This window comes from Micromonospora sp. NPDC049201 (genome assembly GCF_055586805.1).
On sequence record NZ_JBVJHM010000010.1, the window covers coordinates 1 to 15552 of the forward strand.

Consider the following 15552-nt stretch of genomic DNA (forward strand, 5'->3'; position numbering starts at 1 on the left):
TTCCCCCGAGCCGGTGACCCCGACCACCCCACACCAACCCAAACCCGACACCCACCCCAGACAACCCCCGGGGAAGCCTGCCCGAGGCGAACGCTAGGAGATCTTGGTACCGAACGGCCCCTCCGGGGGCCGAAACGCACCAAGATCTCCACCGTTCCCGTCATTCGGAACAATCATCCCATAAAGCAAGAATATGCCGGGCAGGCATCCACACCCCCACCCGTTCATCCCGTCGATCATGGAGTTGGCGGGCCGACACGCCGACGGCACGGCAGCCAACTTCATGATCACCGGAGGCCCGGGTGGGCGAGCCGGGCACAGGTGGGGCCGACCCGGACACGGGCGGGGTGCGGCGGCGATCAAGGGGTTGGTGTCCCAGCGGCCCGCCGCGGTGACGTCAACCCCTTGATCAACAGGCTGTGGGGAGGGCGGCCGGTCAGGACGGGGTGGTGGCGGGGTCGCTGTCGAGGGCGGCGAGGATCGCCTCGGCGGTACGTCTGCCGACGCCGGGCACCTCGGTGATCTCCTCGACCGTGGCCCCGGACAGCCGCTTCAGCGAGCCGAAGTGCCGCAGCAACGCCTTGCGACGGACCTCGCCCAGGCCGGGGACCTTGTCGAGCGCCGACTCGGTCATCCGCTTGGAGCGCCGCTGGCGGTGGAACGTGATGGCGAAGCGGTGGGCCTCGTCGCGGACCCGTTGCAGCAGGTAGAGCGCCTCCGAGGTGCGCGGCAGGATCACCGGGAACTCGTCGTCGGGCAGCCAGACCTCCTCCAGCCGCTTGGCCAGCCCGCACAACGCCACGTCGTCGATGCCCAGCTCGGCGAGGGCCTTCGCGGCGGCGGCCACCTGCGGCGGTCCGCCGTCGACCACCACGAGCTGCGGCGGGTACGCGAACCGGCGCGGTCGCCCGGTGGTCGGGTCGATGCCGGGGCGGTCGGGGTCGGCGGCGGTCTCCTCACCCAGCTCCCCGGTCTCGGCGCGGGCGTCGAGATAGCGGGCGAAGCGCCGGCGCAGCACCTCGGACATGGCGGACAGGTCGTCGGTGGCGCCGCGCACGATGAACCGGCGGTACTCGTTCTTGCGGGGCAGCCCGTCCTCGAACACCACCATGCTGGCGACCACGTCGGTGCCCTGGATCTGGGAGACGTCGAAACACTCGATGCGCAACGGCGACGTCCGCATGTCGAGCGCGTCGGCGATCTCGTCGAGAGCCTGACCGCGGGTGGTCAGGTCACCGGCGCGCTTGAGCTTGTGCCGGGTCAACGCGTCCTTCGCGTTGCGCTCGACGGTCTCCAGCAACGACCGCTTGTCGCCGCGCTGGGGCACCCGCAGCGAGACCCGGCTCCCCCGGCGGGTGGAGAGCCAGTCGGCGAGCGCGTCGGCGTCACCGGGCAGCTCGGGGACGAGCAGCTCCCGTGGGACGTCGGCCTCGCCCTGCTCACCGCCGTAGACCTGGGTGCAGAAGTGGTGCACGAGGTCGCCGGTGGTCAGCTCCTCGGTCTTCTCCACCACCCAGCCGCGCTGGCCGCGCACCCGGCCGTCGCGGACGTGGAAGACCTGCACCGCGGCTTCGAGGGGGTCGTCGGCGAACGCCACCACGTCGGCGTCGGTGCCGTCGCCGAGCACCACAGTCTGCTTCTCCATGGCCCGGCGCAGCGCGGCCACGTCGTCGCGCAACCGGGCGGCGCGCTCGAACTCCAACTGCTCGCTGGCGTCGAGCATCTCCTTCTCCAGCCGGCGGACCATGGTGTCGGTCCGGCCGGCCATGAAGTCGCAGAAGCCGGTGACGATCTCCCGGTGCCGTTCGGCGGTGACGGTGCCGACGCACGGCGCCGAGCACTTGCCGATGTAACCCAGTAGGCAGGGCCGGCCGACCTGGCCGGCCCGCTTGAACACCCCGGAGGAGCAGGTGCGGGCCGGGAAGACCCGGAGCAGCAGGTCGAGCGTCTCGCGGATGGCCCAGGCGTGCGAGTACGGCCCGAAGTAGCGGACCCCCTTGCGCTTCGCGCCGCGCATCACCTGGAGGCGCGGGTATTCCTCGTCGAGCGTGACCGCGAGGTAGGGGTAGGACTTGTCGTCGCGGTAGCGGACGTTGAACCTCGGGTCGTACTGCTTGATCCAGGTGTATTCCTGCTGGAGCGCCTCCACCTCGGTGGCGACGGTGATCCAGTCGACCGACTCGGCGGTGAAGACCATCTGCCGGGTGCGCTGGTGCAGGTTGACCGGATCGGCGAAGTAGGAGTTGAGCCGGCTGCGCAGGTTGCGCGCCTTGCCCACGTAGATCACCCGGCCGGTGCCGTCGCGGAACCGGTAGACCCCTGGTGACTCCGGGATGGTGCCGGTCGCGGGACGGTAGGTCGAGGGGTCAGCCACGCGCCAAGCGTAGTCCGCACCCCCGACACCCCACCGTCGCCGCGCCCCGCCCGGCCGGCGGGGGCGCGACGCCCGGTCAGGCCAGCGTGATCTGGTCGCCGCTGACCTTGATCTCCTTGGCCGCGAGCGGCTTCGTGGCCGGGCCCGCCTTCACCGACCCGTCGCTGATCGAGAACCGGCTGTTGTGGCAGGTGCAGTTGATGGTGCCGCCGTCGACGTTCGACACCGGGCAGCCCTGGTGCGTGCAGATCGGGTCGAAGCCCTTGAACTGGCCCGCCTCGGGCTGGGTGATCACCACGCCCTTGCTGGCGTACACCGCGCCGCCGCCGACCGGGATGTCGGTGGTGCGGGCCAGCGGACCGCTGCTGTCCCGGTTGCCGTCGCCGGCGTCGCCGGTGGCGCTGGCGCCGGGCGGTCCGCCGCTGGTCGGGGCCGCTCCCGGGGTGGCGTCGTCGTCGCCGCAGCCCGCCAGCACCACGGCCGCGCCGACCGCGCCGGCGCCCGCGAGCAGGGCCCGGCGGCTCTGGGTGACCGGTCCGGTCGGCACCTGGTCGTCAGTCATCTCCGGCCTCTCTCTCGGCTGTCGCCACCGGTTCATGATCCGTGGCCACACTGCGGTACACGCACCAGGGTGGCGCGCGGTTCATACCGGCGCGTCACGAACCGCGTATATCCGCGGCCGGGCCAGCCGTGGCGGCCCGACCGGGCCCGCGTCGGCCGGCACGGACGGGCCGGGTCCGGCCCGTCCGTGCGTACGCGACGGTCAGCGTGCCCCCGCCGGCACCTTACGGGCCCGCGACTTGGCGGCGCCGTTGGCCTTGGCCGCCCGGGTGGTGGCCGCCTTGGCGCCCTTGGCGTCGCCGGCCAGCTTGAGGATCGGCCGCAGGAACTCGCCGGTGTGGCTCTCGGGCACCTCGGCGACCTCCTCCGGGGTGCCGGTGGCGAGCACCGTGCCGCCCCGGTGACCGCCCTCCGGACCCATGTCGATGAGCCAGTCGGCCGTCTTGATCACGTCCAGGTTGTGCTCGATCGTGATCACCGTGTTGCCCTTGTCGACCAGGCCCTCCAGCACCATGAGCAGCTTGCGGATGTCCTCGAAGTGCAGACCGGTGGTGGGCTCGTCGAGCACGTAGACCGTCCGCCCGGTGGAGCGCTTCTGCAGCTCGGAGGCGAGCTTCACACGCTGCGCCTCGCCGCCGGAGAGCGTCGGCGCGGGCTGGCCGAGACGCACGTAGCCCAGGCCGACGTCGACGAGCGTCTTGAGGTGCCGGTGGATGGCCGGGATGGCGGAGAAGAACTCGGCCGCCTCCTCGATCGGCATGTCCAGCACCTCGGCGACCGTGCGGCCCTTGTAGTGCACCTCGAGCGTCTCGCGGTTGTACCGTGCGCCCTTGCACACCTCGCAGGGGACGTAGACGTCCGGCAGGAAGTTCATCTCGATCTTGATGGTGCCGTCGCCGGAACACGCCTCGCAGCGCCCGCCCTTGACGTTGAACGAGAACCGGCCCGGACCGTACCCCCGGACCTTGGCCTCGGTGGTCTCGGCGAAGAGCTTGCGGACGTGGTCCCAGACGCCGGTGTAGGTGGCCGGGTTGGAGCGCGGGGTGCGCCCGATCGGTGACTGGTCCACGCCGACGACCTTGTCCACGTGCTCCAGGCCGGTGATCCGGGTGTGCCGGCCGGGCACCAGCCGGGCGCCGTTGATCTGGTTGGCGAGGACCGTGTAGAGGATGTCGTTGACAAGCGTCGACTTGCCCGAGCCGCTGACCCCGGTGACCGCGATGAGCTGGCCGAGCGGGAAGCTGACGGTGAGGTTGCGCAGGTTGTGCTCGCGGGCGCCGTGCACCACCAGCTCCCGGCCCGGCGTCTGCGGACGGCGGGTGGCCGGCGTCGGGATGGCCCGGCGACCGGCCAGGTAGGCGCCGGTGACCGACTCCTCGTTGTCGAGCAGCGCCGGCACCGAGCCGCTGTGCACGATCTTGCCGCCGTGCTCGCCCGCGCCCGGGCCGATGTCGACGATCCAGTCGGCCACCCGGATGGTGTCCTCGTCGTGCTCGACCACGATCAGCGTGTTGCCCAGGCCGCGCAGCCGCAGCAGCGTCTCGATGAGCCGGTGGTTGTCCCGCTGGTGCAGGCCGATCGACGGCTCGTCGAGCACGTAGAGCACGCCGACCAGACCGGAGCCGATCTGGGTGGCGAGCCGGATGCGCTGCGCCTCGCCGCCGGAGAGCGTGCCCGCCGGCCGGTCCAGGGAGAGGTAGTCCAGACCGACGTCGAGCAGGAACTTCAGCCGGGCGTTGATCTCCTTGAGCACGCGCTCGGCGATCATCTTCTGCCGGTCGGTCAACTCGATGCCGGCGAGCAGGTCGGCCGCCTCGCCCACGGAGAGGTTGCAGACCTCGGCGATGCTCTTGCCGGCCAGCGTGACCGCGAGCACCTCCGGCTTGAGCCGGGCGCCGCCGCAGGCCGCGCACGGCACGTCCCGCATGTACCCCTCGTACTTGTCGCGGGACCACTCGGACTCGGTGTCGGTGTGCCGGCGCTCGATCCACTGCACCACGCCCTCGAAGCCGGTGTAGTAGGAGCGCTCGCGACCGTACTTGTTGCGGTAGCGGACGTGCACCTGGTCGTCGGAGCCGTGCAGGATCGTCTTCTGCGCCCGCGACGGCAGCGCGCGCCACGGCGTGTCGACGTCGAAGTGCTGGCTCTCGCCGAGCGCCTCCAGCAGGCGCAGGAAGTATTCCAGGTTGTGCCCGGTGGCCCAGGGCTGGATCGCGCCCTCGCGCAGCGTGCGCTCCGGGTCCGGGATGATCAGCTCGGGGTCGACCTCCTTCTTGGTGCCCAGGCCGGTGCACTCGGGGCAGGCACCGTAGGGCGCGTTGAAGGAGAAGACCCGGGGTTCCAGGTCCTCGATCGCGAGCGGGTGGTCGTTCGGGCAGGCCAGGTGCTCGGAGTAGCGGCGCTCCCGGGCCGGGTCGTCCTCGGCCAGGTCGACGAAGTCGAGCAGCACCAGGCCGTCGGAGAGGCCGAGCGCGGCCTCGACCGAGTCGGTCAGCCGCTGCTTGGCGCTCCGCTTCACGCTGAGCCGGTCGATGACCACCTCGATGGTGTGCTTCTCCTGCTTCTTGAGCTTCGGCGGCTCGGTCAGCGGGTGCACCACGCCGTCGACCCGGGCCCGGGCGTAGCCCTTGGCCTGGAGTTCGGCGAAGAGGTCGACGTACTCGCCCTTGCGACCCCGCACCACCGGCGCGAGCACCATGAACTTGGTGCCCTCGGGCATCGCGAGGACCCGGTCGACGATCTGCTGCGGGCTCTGCCTGGAGATCCGCTCGCCGCAGACCGGGCAGTGCGGCTCGCCGATGCGGGCGAAGAGCAGCCGGAGGTAGTCGTAGACCTCGGTGATGGTGCCGACGGTGGAGCGCGGGTTGCGCGAGGTGGACTTCTGGTCGATGGAGACGGCGGGGCTGAGGCCCTCGATGAAGTCGACGTCGGGCTTGTCCATCTGGCCGAGGAACTGCCGGGCGTACGACGACAGTGACTCGACGTAACGGCGCTGCCCCTCGGCGAAGATGGTGTCGAACGCCAGGCTGGACTTGCCCGAGCCGGAGAGCCCGGTGAAGACGATCAGGGCGTCCCGGGGCAGGTCGAGACTGACGTCACGCAGGTTGTGCTCGCGCGCGCCACGGATGATCAGACGGTCGGCCACGGTGCGTGTGCTCCCGGAAGAAGAATGTGAGGCGGATCTGTTCACCAGACGACGGGTCTGGGTGGATTTCAGAGTTGTCGAGGCGCAGGGAAAGCGCCTCGACAACTCTAGCCCCGAGGTGTGACAACTTCCGGTGCGCGGACATTCCCCCAGTTCAGAGTGCGCCGGGAGTGGGCGGCGTCGCCGGACGCCCGGTGCGTCGCCGCCCACCGCGCCAGCCGCCCCGCCGCTCGGCGGCCACCCGGGCCGCGCGGCGACCGCTCTCGAACGCCAGCTCCCGCTGCAACCGGCGCCAGCTCTCCCAACGGCGGGCCGGCAGCGCGCCGCTGTCCAGCGCGTCCCGCACCGCGCAGGCCGGCTCGGCGTCGTGTGCACAGTCGGCGTACCGGCAGCCGGTGGCCAGCTCGGCGATGTCGGTGAACGCCCGGTCCAGGCCGGTGGCGCCGTCCAGCAGGCCGACCGCCCGGACGCCGGGAGTGTCCAGCACCGCGCCCCCGCCCGGGACCGGCACCAGCGCCCGCCAGGTGGTGGTGTGCCGGCCCTTGCCGTCGACCCGGCGGATCGCCTGGGTGGGCATCACGGCCGCCCCGGCCAACGCGTTGACCAGGCTCGACTTGCCCGCCCCGGACGGGCCGAGCAGGCCCAGCGTGCGCCCCGGCGCGACGTGCCGGCGCAGCGGCGCCAGGCCGGTGCCGCGCTCGGCGCTGACCGGCAGCACCGGCACCCCCGGGGCCAGCTCGGCGAGCTGCCGGGCCACCGCGGCCGGGTCGGCGGCCAGGTCGGCCTTGGTGAGCACCACCAGCGGCTCGGCGCCGGACTCGTGGACGAGGGAGAGCAGGCGCTCGATCCGGGCGGCGTCCGGCGCCGGGTGCACCGCCTCGATCACCGCGGCGGTGTCGAGGTTGGCGGCCAGCACCTGGCCGCTGGCGTCCTTGCCGGCGGTGCGCCGCACCAGCGCGGTGCGCCGGGGCAGCACCGCCTCCACGGTGACCGGGCCGTCCGGCCAGGTGGCCAGCAGCACCCAGTCACCGGCGCAGGGCAACGCGGTCAGGTCGCGGGCCGCGGCGGCGAGCACGCCGCCGCCGAGGCTCGCCCGTACCGGCCCGTCCGGGCGCAGCACGGTGCACACGCCGCGGTCCACCCGGGCCACCCGCCCGGGTCGGTGGTCGGCGCGTCGATCGAGGTGGGTCGCCCAGTCGGCGTCCCAGCCGAGGGCGGTCAGGTCGAGGGTCATGGCGTCCTCATCGGGGTCGTGGGATCAGGGCGGACACACGCGCGGGGACCGGCATGCGCACCACCTCCCTCCGACTCCCGGCGTCACGGCGTGAAGCCGTCGGCCCCGACGGTAGGACGCGCGGCGACGCGCCGAAAGCGATTTCCCCGGCGGCGCGGCGCGGGCCGGGCCGCTACTGTCGAACCCGATGACGACTGACCCCCTGCTGCTGACCGGCGAGCTGGCCGAGGCGAACGACCGGCTGCTGCGTACCGTGACCGCCCTGGCCGCCGCGGACGTCGCGGCGCCGTCGCTGCTGCCGGGGTGGACCCGCGCGCACGTGCTCACCCACCTGGCCCGCAACGCCGACGGGTTCGTCAACCTGCTCACCGCCGCGCGCACCGGCGCGGACATCCCGATGTACGCCTCGGTCGAGGCGCGGAACGCCGACATCGAGGCGGGCGCCGGGCGCGGCCCGGCCGACCTGCTGGACGACCTGCGTCGCAGCGGCCAGCGCTTCGACGTGGCGGTGGCGGAGATGCCGCCCGGGGCGTGGGGCGCCACGGTGCGGACCCGGCGCGGCCCGTGGCCGGCGGCGCTGCTGGTCTGGGCCCGGCTGCGCGAGATCGAGGTGCACCACGTCGACCTGGCTGCCGGCTACCGGCCGGCGGACTGGCCGGAGGCGTTCGCCCAGCGGCTGCTGCACGAGGTGGCCACCGGGCTGGCCGACGACCCGACCGCACCGGCCATGCTGCTGCGGCCCGACGGCCCGGCGCGCGACCTCGTCGTGGGCGACCCCGAGGGCGCGCCCACGATCACCGGCCCCGCGCCGGAACTCGCCGCCTGGCTGACCGGCCGGGGCACGGGCGAGCTGCTCACCGTCGATCCCGACGGCCCCCTGCCGAACCCACCGGAATGGATCTGAACCCCGTCATGACCTACACCGGAGACGTCACGCCCGGCGGCCCGCCGGCCGTGCGCGAACTCGACCGGCTCACCGTGACCAAGCTGTCGGTGGGCCCGATGGACAACAACGCCTACCTGCTGCGCTGCCGCGCCACCGGCGAGCAGGCGCTGATCGACGCCGCCAACGAGGCGCCCCGGCTGCTGGAGCTGGTCGGCGACGGCGGGCTGGCGACGGTGGTGACCACCCACCGGCACATGGACCACTGGGTCGCGCTGGAGGAGGTGGTCGCGAAGACCGGCGCCCGCGCGCTGGTGCACGCCGACGACGCCGAGGGCCTGCCGATCGCCGCCGAGCCGCTGCACGAGGGCGACACGGTCCGGGTCGGCGACTGCGAGCTGGAGGTGATCCACCTGCGCGGGCACACGCCGGGGTCGATCGCGCTGCTCCACCGCGACCCGTCCGGCGCCCCGCACCTCTTCACCGGGGACTCGCTCTTCCCCGGTGGCGTCGGCAACACCGACCAGGACCCGGAGCGGTTCGGCCGGCTCATCGACGACGTCGAGGCGAAGCTCTTCGACCGGCTGCCGGACGAGACCTGGTTCTACCCGGGTCACGGCAAGGACAGCACGCTCGGCGCCGAGCGGCCCGCGGTGCCGCAGTGGCGGGCGCGCGGCTGGTGACCCGCGCCGGGTCCGGCCTCCCCCGTGGCGGCCGGACCCGGTCAGCCGGTCACCGCGCCGCCGCCGGCCGGGCCACGCCGACCGCCGGCCGGGCCGCGGCGTCGCCGGGCACCAGCACCCCGAGCAGGGGTACGCCGTCGGCGAGCATCACCACGCCCGGCAGCCCCGTCAGCGCGGTGGTGGGCAGGTGCCCGAGCCGGGTGAGCGGGGCCGTCATGCCGAGCACGCTATGCCCGGCCGGCCAACCGGCGCATCGGGCGTGATCCCCCAGCCGCCCCGGAGGTCCCCTCCGGATGATCCCCGAGGGGTCAGCGGGGGCGCAGCACCTGGACCCGGCGTACCGGGGAGTCGACCGAGGGCTCGGTGGTGGGCACCGGGTAGCTGGCCACCAGTTCCAGCCCGGCCGGCGGCAGATGGCCCCGGTCCGGGTCGCCGACCAGCACCTCGACGCCCCGGTCCGCGCTACGTCGCAGGTAGGGCAGCACCCGCGCGGCCAGCTCGGCGTCGTAGAGGGCGTCGCCGGCGACCAGCAGGTCGACGCCGGCCACCCCGTCGAGCAGGTCGTCGCTGTCGACCGCCACCCGGACCCGGTTCGCCCGCGCGTTGACGGTGACGGCGGCCACCGCGTACGGGTCGACGTCGTTGGCGACCACCCGGTCGGCGCCGGCGAGCGCGGCGGCGATGGCGACCAGCCCGGACCCGGCGCCCAGGTCGAGCACGCGCCGCCCGGCGGCGAGTTCGGGATGGTCGAGCAGGTGCCGGGCCAGCGCCTGCCCACCGGCCCAGACCGAGGCCCAGTACGGCGGCGGCAGCGACCGCCCGGCGGCGGCCTCCATCCGCGCCCACCACAGGATGGCGTCCTCGGCCAGGTGCAGCCGCACCTCGGGCACGAACGGCGTGGCCACCAGACGCAGGCGGTCGGGGCCCGCACCGGGCGCCGTGATCTCCCGTTCCAGGTCGGCCAGCGCCGTTGTTGTGCTCATCCGGGCAAGCATGCCGTGCCCCGGGTCGGGTCGGGGAGGGTTTCCGGTTCGCAGGTATTCGTGAGCCACGCCGGCACTTCCGCCAGCGGATCCGGGTTCGGGCGGTTACTGTCGAGGAGGTACAGGGGCGATCACCGACCGCGGGTCGGTGCTCACCCGCATTGAACAGGGAGAGACGCATGGCAACCGGCACGGTCAAGTGGTTCAACTCGGAAAAGGGCTTCGGCTTCATCGAGCAGGACGGCGGAGGCCCGGACGTGTTCGTCCACTACTCGGCCATCCAGAGCGGTGGCTACCGCGAGCTGAACGAGGGCCAGAAGGTCGAGTTCGAGGTGACGCAGGGCCAGAAGGGCCCGCAGGCGGACAACGTCCGTCCGATGTGACGTAGTGCCGGTGGCGGCGGTCGGGCTCCGACCGCCGCCGCAGCGCGTCGTCAGGCGGGTGCCGCCGGCAGCTCACGTCGCCGGCGCAGCGGCCCGATCAGCAGGATCAACGGGGTGAGCGCCAGCCAGGCGGTCATCAGCCGGATCGCGCCTCCCGGCCCCCAGGCGGCGCCCACCCCGCCGGCGACCAGCGCGGCGAGCGGGATGGTGCCGTAGTTGAGCAGGTGCATGCTCACGGTGACGCGGCCGAGCAGCCGGTGCGGCGTGTACGTCTGCCGGAAGCTGCCCTTGACCACGTTGCCGACCGCGACGCCCAGGCTCACCAGCGCGCCGCCGAGCACCAGCCAGGCCACCCGCGCGCCCGGGCCGGCGAGTGGGATCAGCAGCGCGGGCGGCCCGGTGAGCGCGCCGGCGAGCAGCAGCGCGCGGGCGGTGCCGAGCCGCCGGGCCAGCCGGGCGGCCAGCGCCGCGCCGACGACCCCGCCGACGCTGGCCAGGCCGATCAGGAGGCCGACCAGGCCGGCCGGCAGCCCGGCCGAGCGGACCAGGAAGACGACCAGCACCGCCTGGTAGCCGGTGAGCCCGATGTTGCTCGCCGCGCCGAAGACGGTCAGCACCCGCAGGTACGGATCCCGGGCGACGAAGCGCAGTCCGTCGGCCACGTCCCGGCGCAGGGACGCCGCCCCGGCGGCCCGGCGCGGGTGTGGCTCGACCGCGCGGATGCGGTGCAGGCACAGCGCGGACGCCAGGAAGCTCACCGCGTCCAGCGCCACCGCGGTCACCGCGCCGGCGAGCTGGGCGATCAGCCCGGCCAGTCCGGGGCCGAGCAGGTAGCTCGCGGTCTGGGTGGCGTGCAGCCGGGCGTTGGCCGGCGGCACCTGCTCGGGCGGCAGCAGGGTGGGCAGGTAGACCTGGTCGGCGGTCTCGAAGAAGACCCGGGCCAGGCCGGCGCCGAGCGCCACGACCAGCAGGTGCCCGACGGTGAGCAGGTCGAGCAGCGCGGCGACCGGGAGGCTGGCGAACAACGCGGCGGCGACCAGGTCGGCGGCGATCATCACGGGCCGACGACGGACCCGGTCGACCCACGCTCCGACCGGCAGGCCGGCCAGCAGCCAGGGCAGCCAGGCGGCGGCGGTCAGCACCGCCACCTGGAACGTGCTGGCGTCGAGCACCGCCACGGCGACCAGCGGCAACGCCACGGCGGTCATGTTGCTGCCCACCGCGCTGATGGTGTGGCCGGTCCAGAGCAGCCGGAAGTCGCGGTGCCGGAACAGGCCGCCGGACGGCGCGACCGCGGGCGGCGCGGAGGCGCCGGCCGGGGCGGTCACGGCCGGGCCGGGACGCCGTGGGTGAACACGAAGACCGGCTCGCGGCGCTGCCCGTCGTCGGGGGCCGGACGGTCGGCCCAGCGGCTGAACAGCGCGATCACCTCGCGGCTCAGCTCGGCCAGCTCGTCCGGCGTCAGCCGCAGCCAGTGGTCGGTGCTGAACGGGGCGTCGCCCCAGGCGGCGTGCGTCTCGTCGGCGGCGGCGTGCCAGGCCCGCACCAGGGCGGTGTGCCGCTCCAGGTTGAGCGAGCCGGCCGCGTCGGCCACGACCCGGGTGGACGGGTCGGCGTCGAAGTCGGACTCGGACCACCGCACGCCTCTGCTCCGCAGCTTCCACCAGCGTTCCCGCCGGTCGCGGGCCAGCTCGGGCGCCTCGACCAGCAGGTCGGCGGCGGCCAGCACCTTCAGGTGGTGGCTGACGTTCGCCGGGGCCTGGTCGGTGCGCTCGGCGAGCAGGCCGACGGTGCACGGGCCGTACACCTTGAGCACGTCCATGAGGCGGCGGCGCAGCGGATGGGCGAGCGCGGCGAGCACCCGCGAGTCGGTGACCTGGCGCACGGTGGGTTGGTCCATGCGGCCGAGTCTGACATTCGCAAGAGATGTTGCGCAATGACTGTTGCCGAATGCCCCGGCGCCGCGACGCGGCAGTCGTCGCGGCGCGGACGGTCAGGCGGTCAGCCGCCGGGACAACTCGTCGGCGACGTCGCGGGCGATCTGCGGCGGAATGGCCTCGGCGATCCTCTCCGGCGGCAGCCCGGCGAGCACGCCGGTGACGATCTGCTGCTCGTCGGTGAGGTCCCTGCCGGACAGCTCGGTCACCTGCGCCACGAGCGCCGGCCACTCCTGCAGCATCGCCAGCATCTGCTGGAGCGGGGAGTTCGCCAGCGGCGGGTTGACCAACCCGACCGTGTTGGCCGGCGAGATCAGCCAGTTACGCAGGTTCTGCAGGTCGGCCAGCACGTCGCCGACCGTACGGCTGGTCGAGCCGGTGTTCCCGACGAGCTTGTCGGTCTGTTCCATGTCGTCCTCCGGTGTCGCTGGGGCGATCAGCCCGATGGCGGTGAGGTAGCGGCGGAACAGCGGGGTCTGGTCCCGGCCCGCCCTGGTCGAGTCGCGGAAGAAGCTGATGTGGGTGTGGTACAGGTGGCTGCTGTCGCCGCTCGTGCGCCGGCCCAGCCGGTCCCAGCGCCGCACGGTGCGGCCGTCCGCGGAGTAGATGACCTCCCGGATGTCCCGGGTGTCGGCCGCGTTCGCCGCGCACTGCGCCACCAGCCAGGTGGAGAACGTGCGCACCGTGTGGGTGGCGCCGCCGGAGCGGACCGAGAACGTGCCGACGTCCAACGCGGACGCGTACAGGGTCAGCCCGGAACGGTCCCGGGTGGACTCCACCACCGAGTAGTCGTTGGTCACCACCCGGTCCGAGCCGCAGTGGTAGCCGCCCCGGTGGCTGGGATCACCGACGATGCCGACCTCCGCCGGCTCGAGATCCTGATCCCGGACGACGTTCTTGTCGACGTTGAGGTAGGTGAGTAGCAGGCTGCGGACGGCCAGCAGGTTCGCCGGAGCCGACGTCATGGCGGATCCCCTTTCGAGCGATGTCGGCAAGGGAGCGGCCATCACTACGTGTGATGGATTGAGATCTGCGGACGCGCCCCCTGCCGGATGGCTGCACAGCAACGGGCACTTGCGGGAAGTCTATCCCTCGCTGGGAGGAATGCCCAGCTCAAAGACGTTATTGCTGACTATCCGTCGAGCCGCGCGACCGGGAGCAGCAACACCGAGGGACGCTCGGGATCGTGCACCACCTCGCGCCATCCCGCACGCAGCGTGACAGCGGTGCCGAGCGGTTCCCCGGTGCCGGGATTACGCGCCCAGCGCGGGTGGGCGCCGCCGGAGACCTGGAGGCGCAGCCGGTGCCCCGGCGCGAACCGGTACGCGGTCGGCCAGAGCGTGACCGGCACCCGCACCACGCCCGACGCGCCGGCCGGGAACCGGCCCGGTTCGACGCGGACCAGGCCGTCGCAGACGTTCCAGGACCGGCCGCGCCGGTCCACGTCGCACAGCCGCACGAACACGTCCAGGTAGGACAGCTCGCTACGCAGGTGGATCTCGGCGTGCACCGGCCCGATCACCTCGACCGGTTCGTCGAGCGGCTCGCCGGTGTAGGTCAGCACGTCCGCGCGGGACTCCACCGGCCGGTTGTCCACCGCGCCCGCCCGCTGGGCCACCAGCAGCGGGCCGCCCAGCGACGGGGTCGGATCGGCCGGGTCGTACCGGATCCGGTCCGGCGGGCCGCCCACCGGCGGGGCGGGCGACAGACCACCGCCGGGACGCAGGTGCCAGCGCGTCGGCGGGCCGGGCGGCGGCCAGTCGGGCAGGTCACGCCACCCGCCCCCGACGCCGCCCACGTGCACCCGCACCGGCGCGCGCGCCGCCTCCGCGCCGGGGGACGCCGGTCGGCCGGCCAGGTGCTCGTCGAACCAGTCCAGCCCTTCGCGCAGCGCCGCGACCAGCAGACCCGGGCTGCCGTGGGTCCACGGGCCGACGGTCAGCCGTGGCCGGGCGCCGGCGGCGCGCAGCCGGGCGTAGTCGTCGAGCTGGGCCGGGAGGAAGATGTCCTGCCAGCCGCTGACCATGACGACCGGCGCCCGCACCTCGGTGATCCGGTCGCCGAAGACCCGGGCCCGCCAGTAGTCCGCGCCCGGCGTGTGGTGGCGCAGCCACTCCTGGAAGAACGGCACGGTCACGCCGGTGGCCACCCGGTCCGCCTCGACCAGCGGCAGGTGGGCCAGCGCCCGGACGAGCCGGGGCTGGCCGCGCTTGAGTTCCCACTGCCGGGCCAGCCAGGGCACGGTCTGCGCCTGGAGCAGCTCCGCCCAGGTGAGCACCGTGTCCAGCGCGAACGACTCGCCCGCGTACGTCGAGTCGCGGGTGGCCGAGGCGGTCACCACGGCGACCATCGCGCGCAGCTCGTCACCGGCCTCGGCGGCCACCGCCCACTGCACGAAGCCCTGGTAGCTGGCGCCGAACATGCCGAACACGCCGGTCCACCAGGGCTGGCGGCGCAGCCAGTCGAGCGTGTCCAGGCCGTCGTCGCGCTCGTGCACCAGTGGGTCGAACTCGCCGCCGGAGCCGTACGTGCCACGGCAGGACTGGATCACCACGTGGTGACCGCGTTCGGCGACCAGGCGACCGAGCAGCCGCATCGGGCCACCCCGCCCGTACGGGGTGCGGATCAGCACGCAGGCCGCGCCCGGCAGGTCCGGCGCGTAGTGGTCGGTGCGCAGGGTGATTCCGTCGCGGACCCGCACCGGGGCGTCCCGGGTGACGGTGACCCGGCCGGCGCGGGCGGCGGGCAGGCGCAGCGCGGCCGCGGCGAGCCGGGTGACGAGCCGCACGGTCAGCGGTCGCCGGACGGTTCGGTGGCGGTGCCGCGGGCGGCGCGCACCTCGTCGCGGTGCGCCCGCATGCTGTGCACCATCTCGCCCATGAACCGGTGCACCACGGCCAGCTCCTCGTCGGTGAACCGGTCCATCACCTGGTCGGTGCGCCGGCCCAGCGGGCCGAAGAAGCTCTGCGCCAGCGTCGCGCCACGGTCGGCGTAGTGCAGCAGGATCTTGCGGCGGTCGGTGGTGTCCCGGTCGCGCCGGATGTGACCCACGCGCTCCAGCCGGTCGACGAGCGCGGTCACCGAGCCGGAGGAGAGGTTGAGCATCTCGCCGAGGCGGCCGGGGGTGATCGGCTCGCCCACCAGCTCGGCCTCCATCACCGCGATCAGCGCCTGGAGGTCGGTGGGGTTCAACCCGTGCAGCCCGGCGAACGCGTGCCCGACGTGCTGGGCGTCCACCGAGTAACGACGCAGGTCGTTGGTGATCTCCGCGACCATGCGCCCCCGCGGGTCGCTCCGTCGCCGGTACATGCCGTGCCCCGTCACCGCTCGCCGCCATCCCCTCGGTCCGGCTTGCAGCATAGAGCCTCG

14 protein-coding genes are annotated in these 15552 nt (G+C 73.6%); 3 read left to right on the forward strand and 11 right to left on the reverse strand.

Annotation, left to right across the window (positions count from 1 at the left end):
- Positions 1-436 precede the first annotated feature (436 nt).
- From uvrC to rsgA, 4 genes are all read right to left on the reverse strand, one after another.
- A complete protein-coding gene (gene uvrC, locus ACZ6O5_RS21720) occupies positions 437-2374 on the reverse strand; it encodes an excinuclease ABC subunit UvrC (protein ID WP_465979590.1) in 1938 nt (645 codons plus the stop codon).
- 76 nt (positions 2375-2450) lie between these two features.
- Complete coding sequence (locus ACZ6O5_RS21725; protein WP_465979592.1) at positions 2451-2936, reverse strand: Rieske (2Fe-2S) protein; 486 nt, start codon at positions 2934-2936, stop codon at positions 2451-2453.
- A gap of 201 nt (positions 2937-3137) precedes the next feature.
- Entirely contained in the window at positions 3138-6080 is a 2943-nt protein-coding gene (uvrA, locus tag ACZ6O5_RS21730) for an excinuclease ABC subunit UvrA (protein ID WP_465979594.1), read from the reverse strand.
- A 154-nt stretch (positions 6081-6234) separates the two neighbouring features.
- Positions 6235-7314, reverse strand: a complete 1080-nt coding sequence (gene rsgA, locus ACZ6O5_RS21735; RefSeq protein WP_465979596.1) for a ribosome small subunit-dependent GTPase A — start codon at positions 7312-7314, stop codon at positions 6235-6237.
- A gap of 187 nt (positions 7315-7501) precedes the next feature.
- On the opposite strand from rsgA, the gene ACZ6O5_RS21740 reads away from it, so the two are divergent.
- Positions 7502-8218, forward strand: coding sequence for a maleylpyruvate isomerase family mycothiol-dependent enzyme (locus ACZ6O5_RS21740; protein WP_465979598.1), 717 nt, complete (start codon positions 7502-7504; stop codon positions 8216-8218).
- A gap of 8 nt (positions 8219-8226) precedes the next feature.
- The gene (locus tag ACZ6O5_RS21745) at positions 8227-8880 is read left to right on the forward strand and encodes an MBL fold metallo-hydrolase (protein ID WP_465979599.1); all 654 of its coding nucleotides are present in this window, start codon (positions 8227-8229) and stop codon (positions 8878-8880) included.
- Between the two features lie 49 nt (positions 8881-8929).
- Here the strand turns inward: ACZ6O5_RS21745 and ACZ6O5_RS21750 are convergent, their stop codons facing one another.
- Both ACZ6O5_RS21750 and ACZ6O5_RS21755 read right to left on the reverse strand, forming a co-directional pair.
- Positions 8930-9097: a hypothetical protein gene (locus ACZ6O5_RS21750; RefSeq protein WP_465979601.1), complete on the reverse strand. Its 168-nt coding sequence runs from the start codon at positions 9095-9097 to the stop codon at positions 8930-8932.
- 91 nt (positions 9098-9188) lie between these two features.
- Positions 9189-9863, reverse strand: a complete 675-nt coding sequence (locus ACZ6O5_RS21755) for a class I SAM-dependent methyltransferase (RefSeq protein WP_465979603.1) — start codon at positions 9861-9863, stop codon at positions 9189-9191.
- Positions 9864-10042: 179 nt separating this feature from the next.
- On the opposite strand from ACZ6O5_RS21755, the gene ACZ6O5_RS21760 reads away from it, so the two are divergent.
- Positions 10043-10246: a cold-shock protein gene (locus ACZ6O5_RS21760; RefSeq protein WP_091059998.1), complete on the forward strand. Its 204-nt coding sequence runs from the start codon at positions 10043-10045 to the stop codon at positions 10244-10246.
- A 50-nt stretch (positions 10247-10296) separates the two neighbouring features.
- On the opposite strand, the gene ACZ6O5_RS21765 is transcribed toward ACZ6O5_RS21760, so the two are convergent.
- The 5 genes from ACZ6O5_RS21765 to ACZ6O5_RS21785 form a co-directional block, all read right to left on the reverse strand.
- Positions 10297-11574, reverse strand: a complete 1278-nt coding sequence (locus tag ACZ6O5_RS21765; protein ID WP_465979605.1) for an MFS transporter — start codon at positions 11572-11574, stop codon at positions 10297-10299.
- On the reverse strand, positions 11571-12146 hold the full coding sequence (locus ACZ6O5_RS21770; RefSeq protein ID WP_465979607.1) for an ArsR/SmtB family transcription factor: 576 nt from the start codon (positions 12144-12146) through the stop codon (positions 11571-11573). The genes ACZ6O5_RS21765 and ACZ6O5_RS21770 overlap by 4 nt, the downstream gene beginning before the upstream one ends.
- A 93-nt stretch (positions 12147-12239) precedes the next feature.
- Entirely contained in the window at positions 12240-13148 is a 909-nt protein-coding gene (locus tag ACZ6O5_RS21775; RefSeq protein WP_465979609.1) for a hypothetical protein, read from the reverse strand.
- Between the two features lie 167 nt (positions 13149-13315).
- Complete coding sequence (locus tag ACZ6O5_RS21780) at positions 13316-14971, reverse strand: CocE/NonD family hydrolase (RefSeq protein WP_465979611.1); 1656 nt, start codon at positions 14969-14971, stop codon at positions 13316-13318.
- A gap of 2 nt (positions 14972-14973) precedes the next feature.
- The gene (locus ACZ6O5_RS21785) at positions 14974-15492 is read right to left on the reverse strand and encodes a MarR family winged helix-turn-helix transcriptional regulator (RefSeq protein WP_465979613.1); all 519 of its coding nucleotides are present in this window, start codon (positions 15490-15492) and stop codon (positions 14974-14976) included.
- Positions 15493-15552 lie beyond the last annotated feature (60 nt).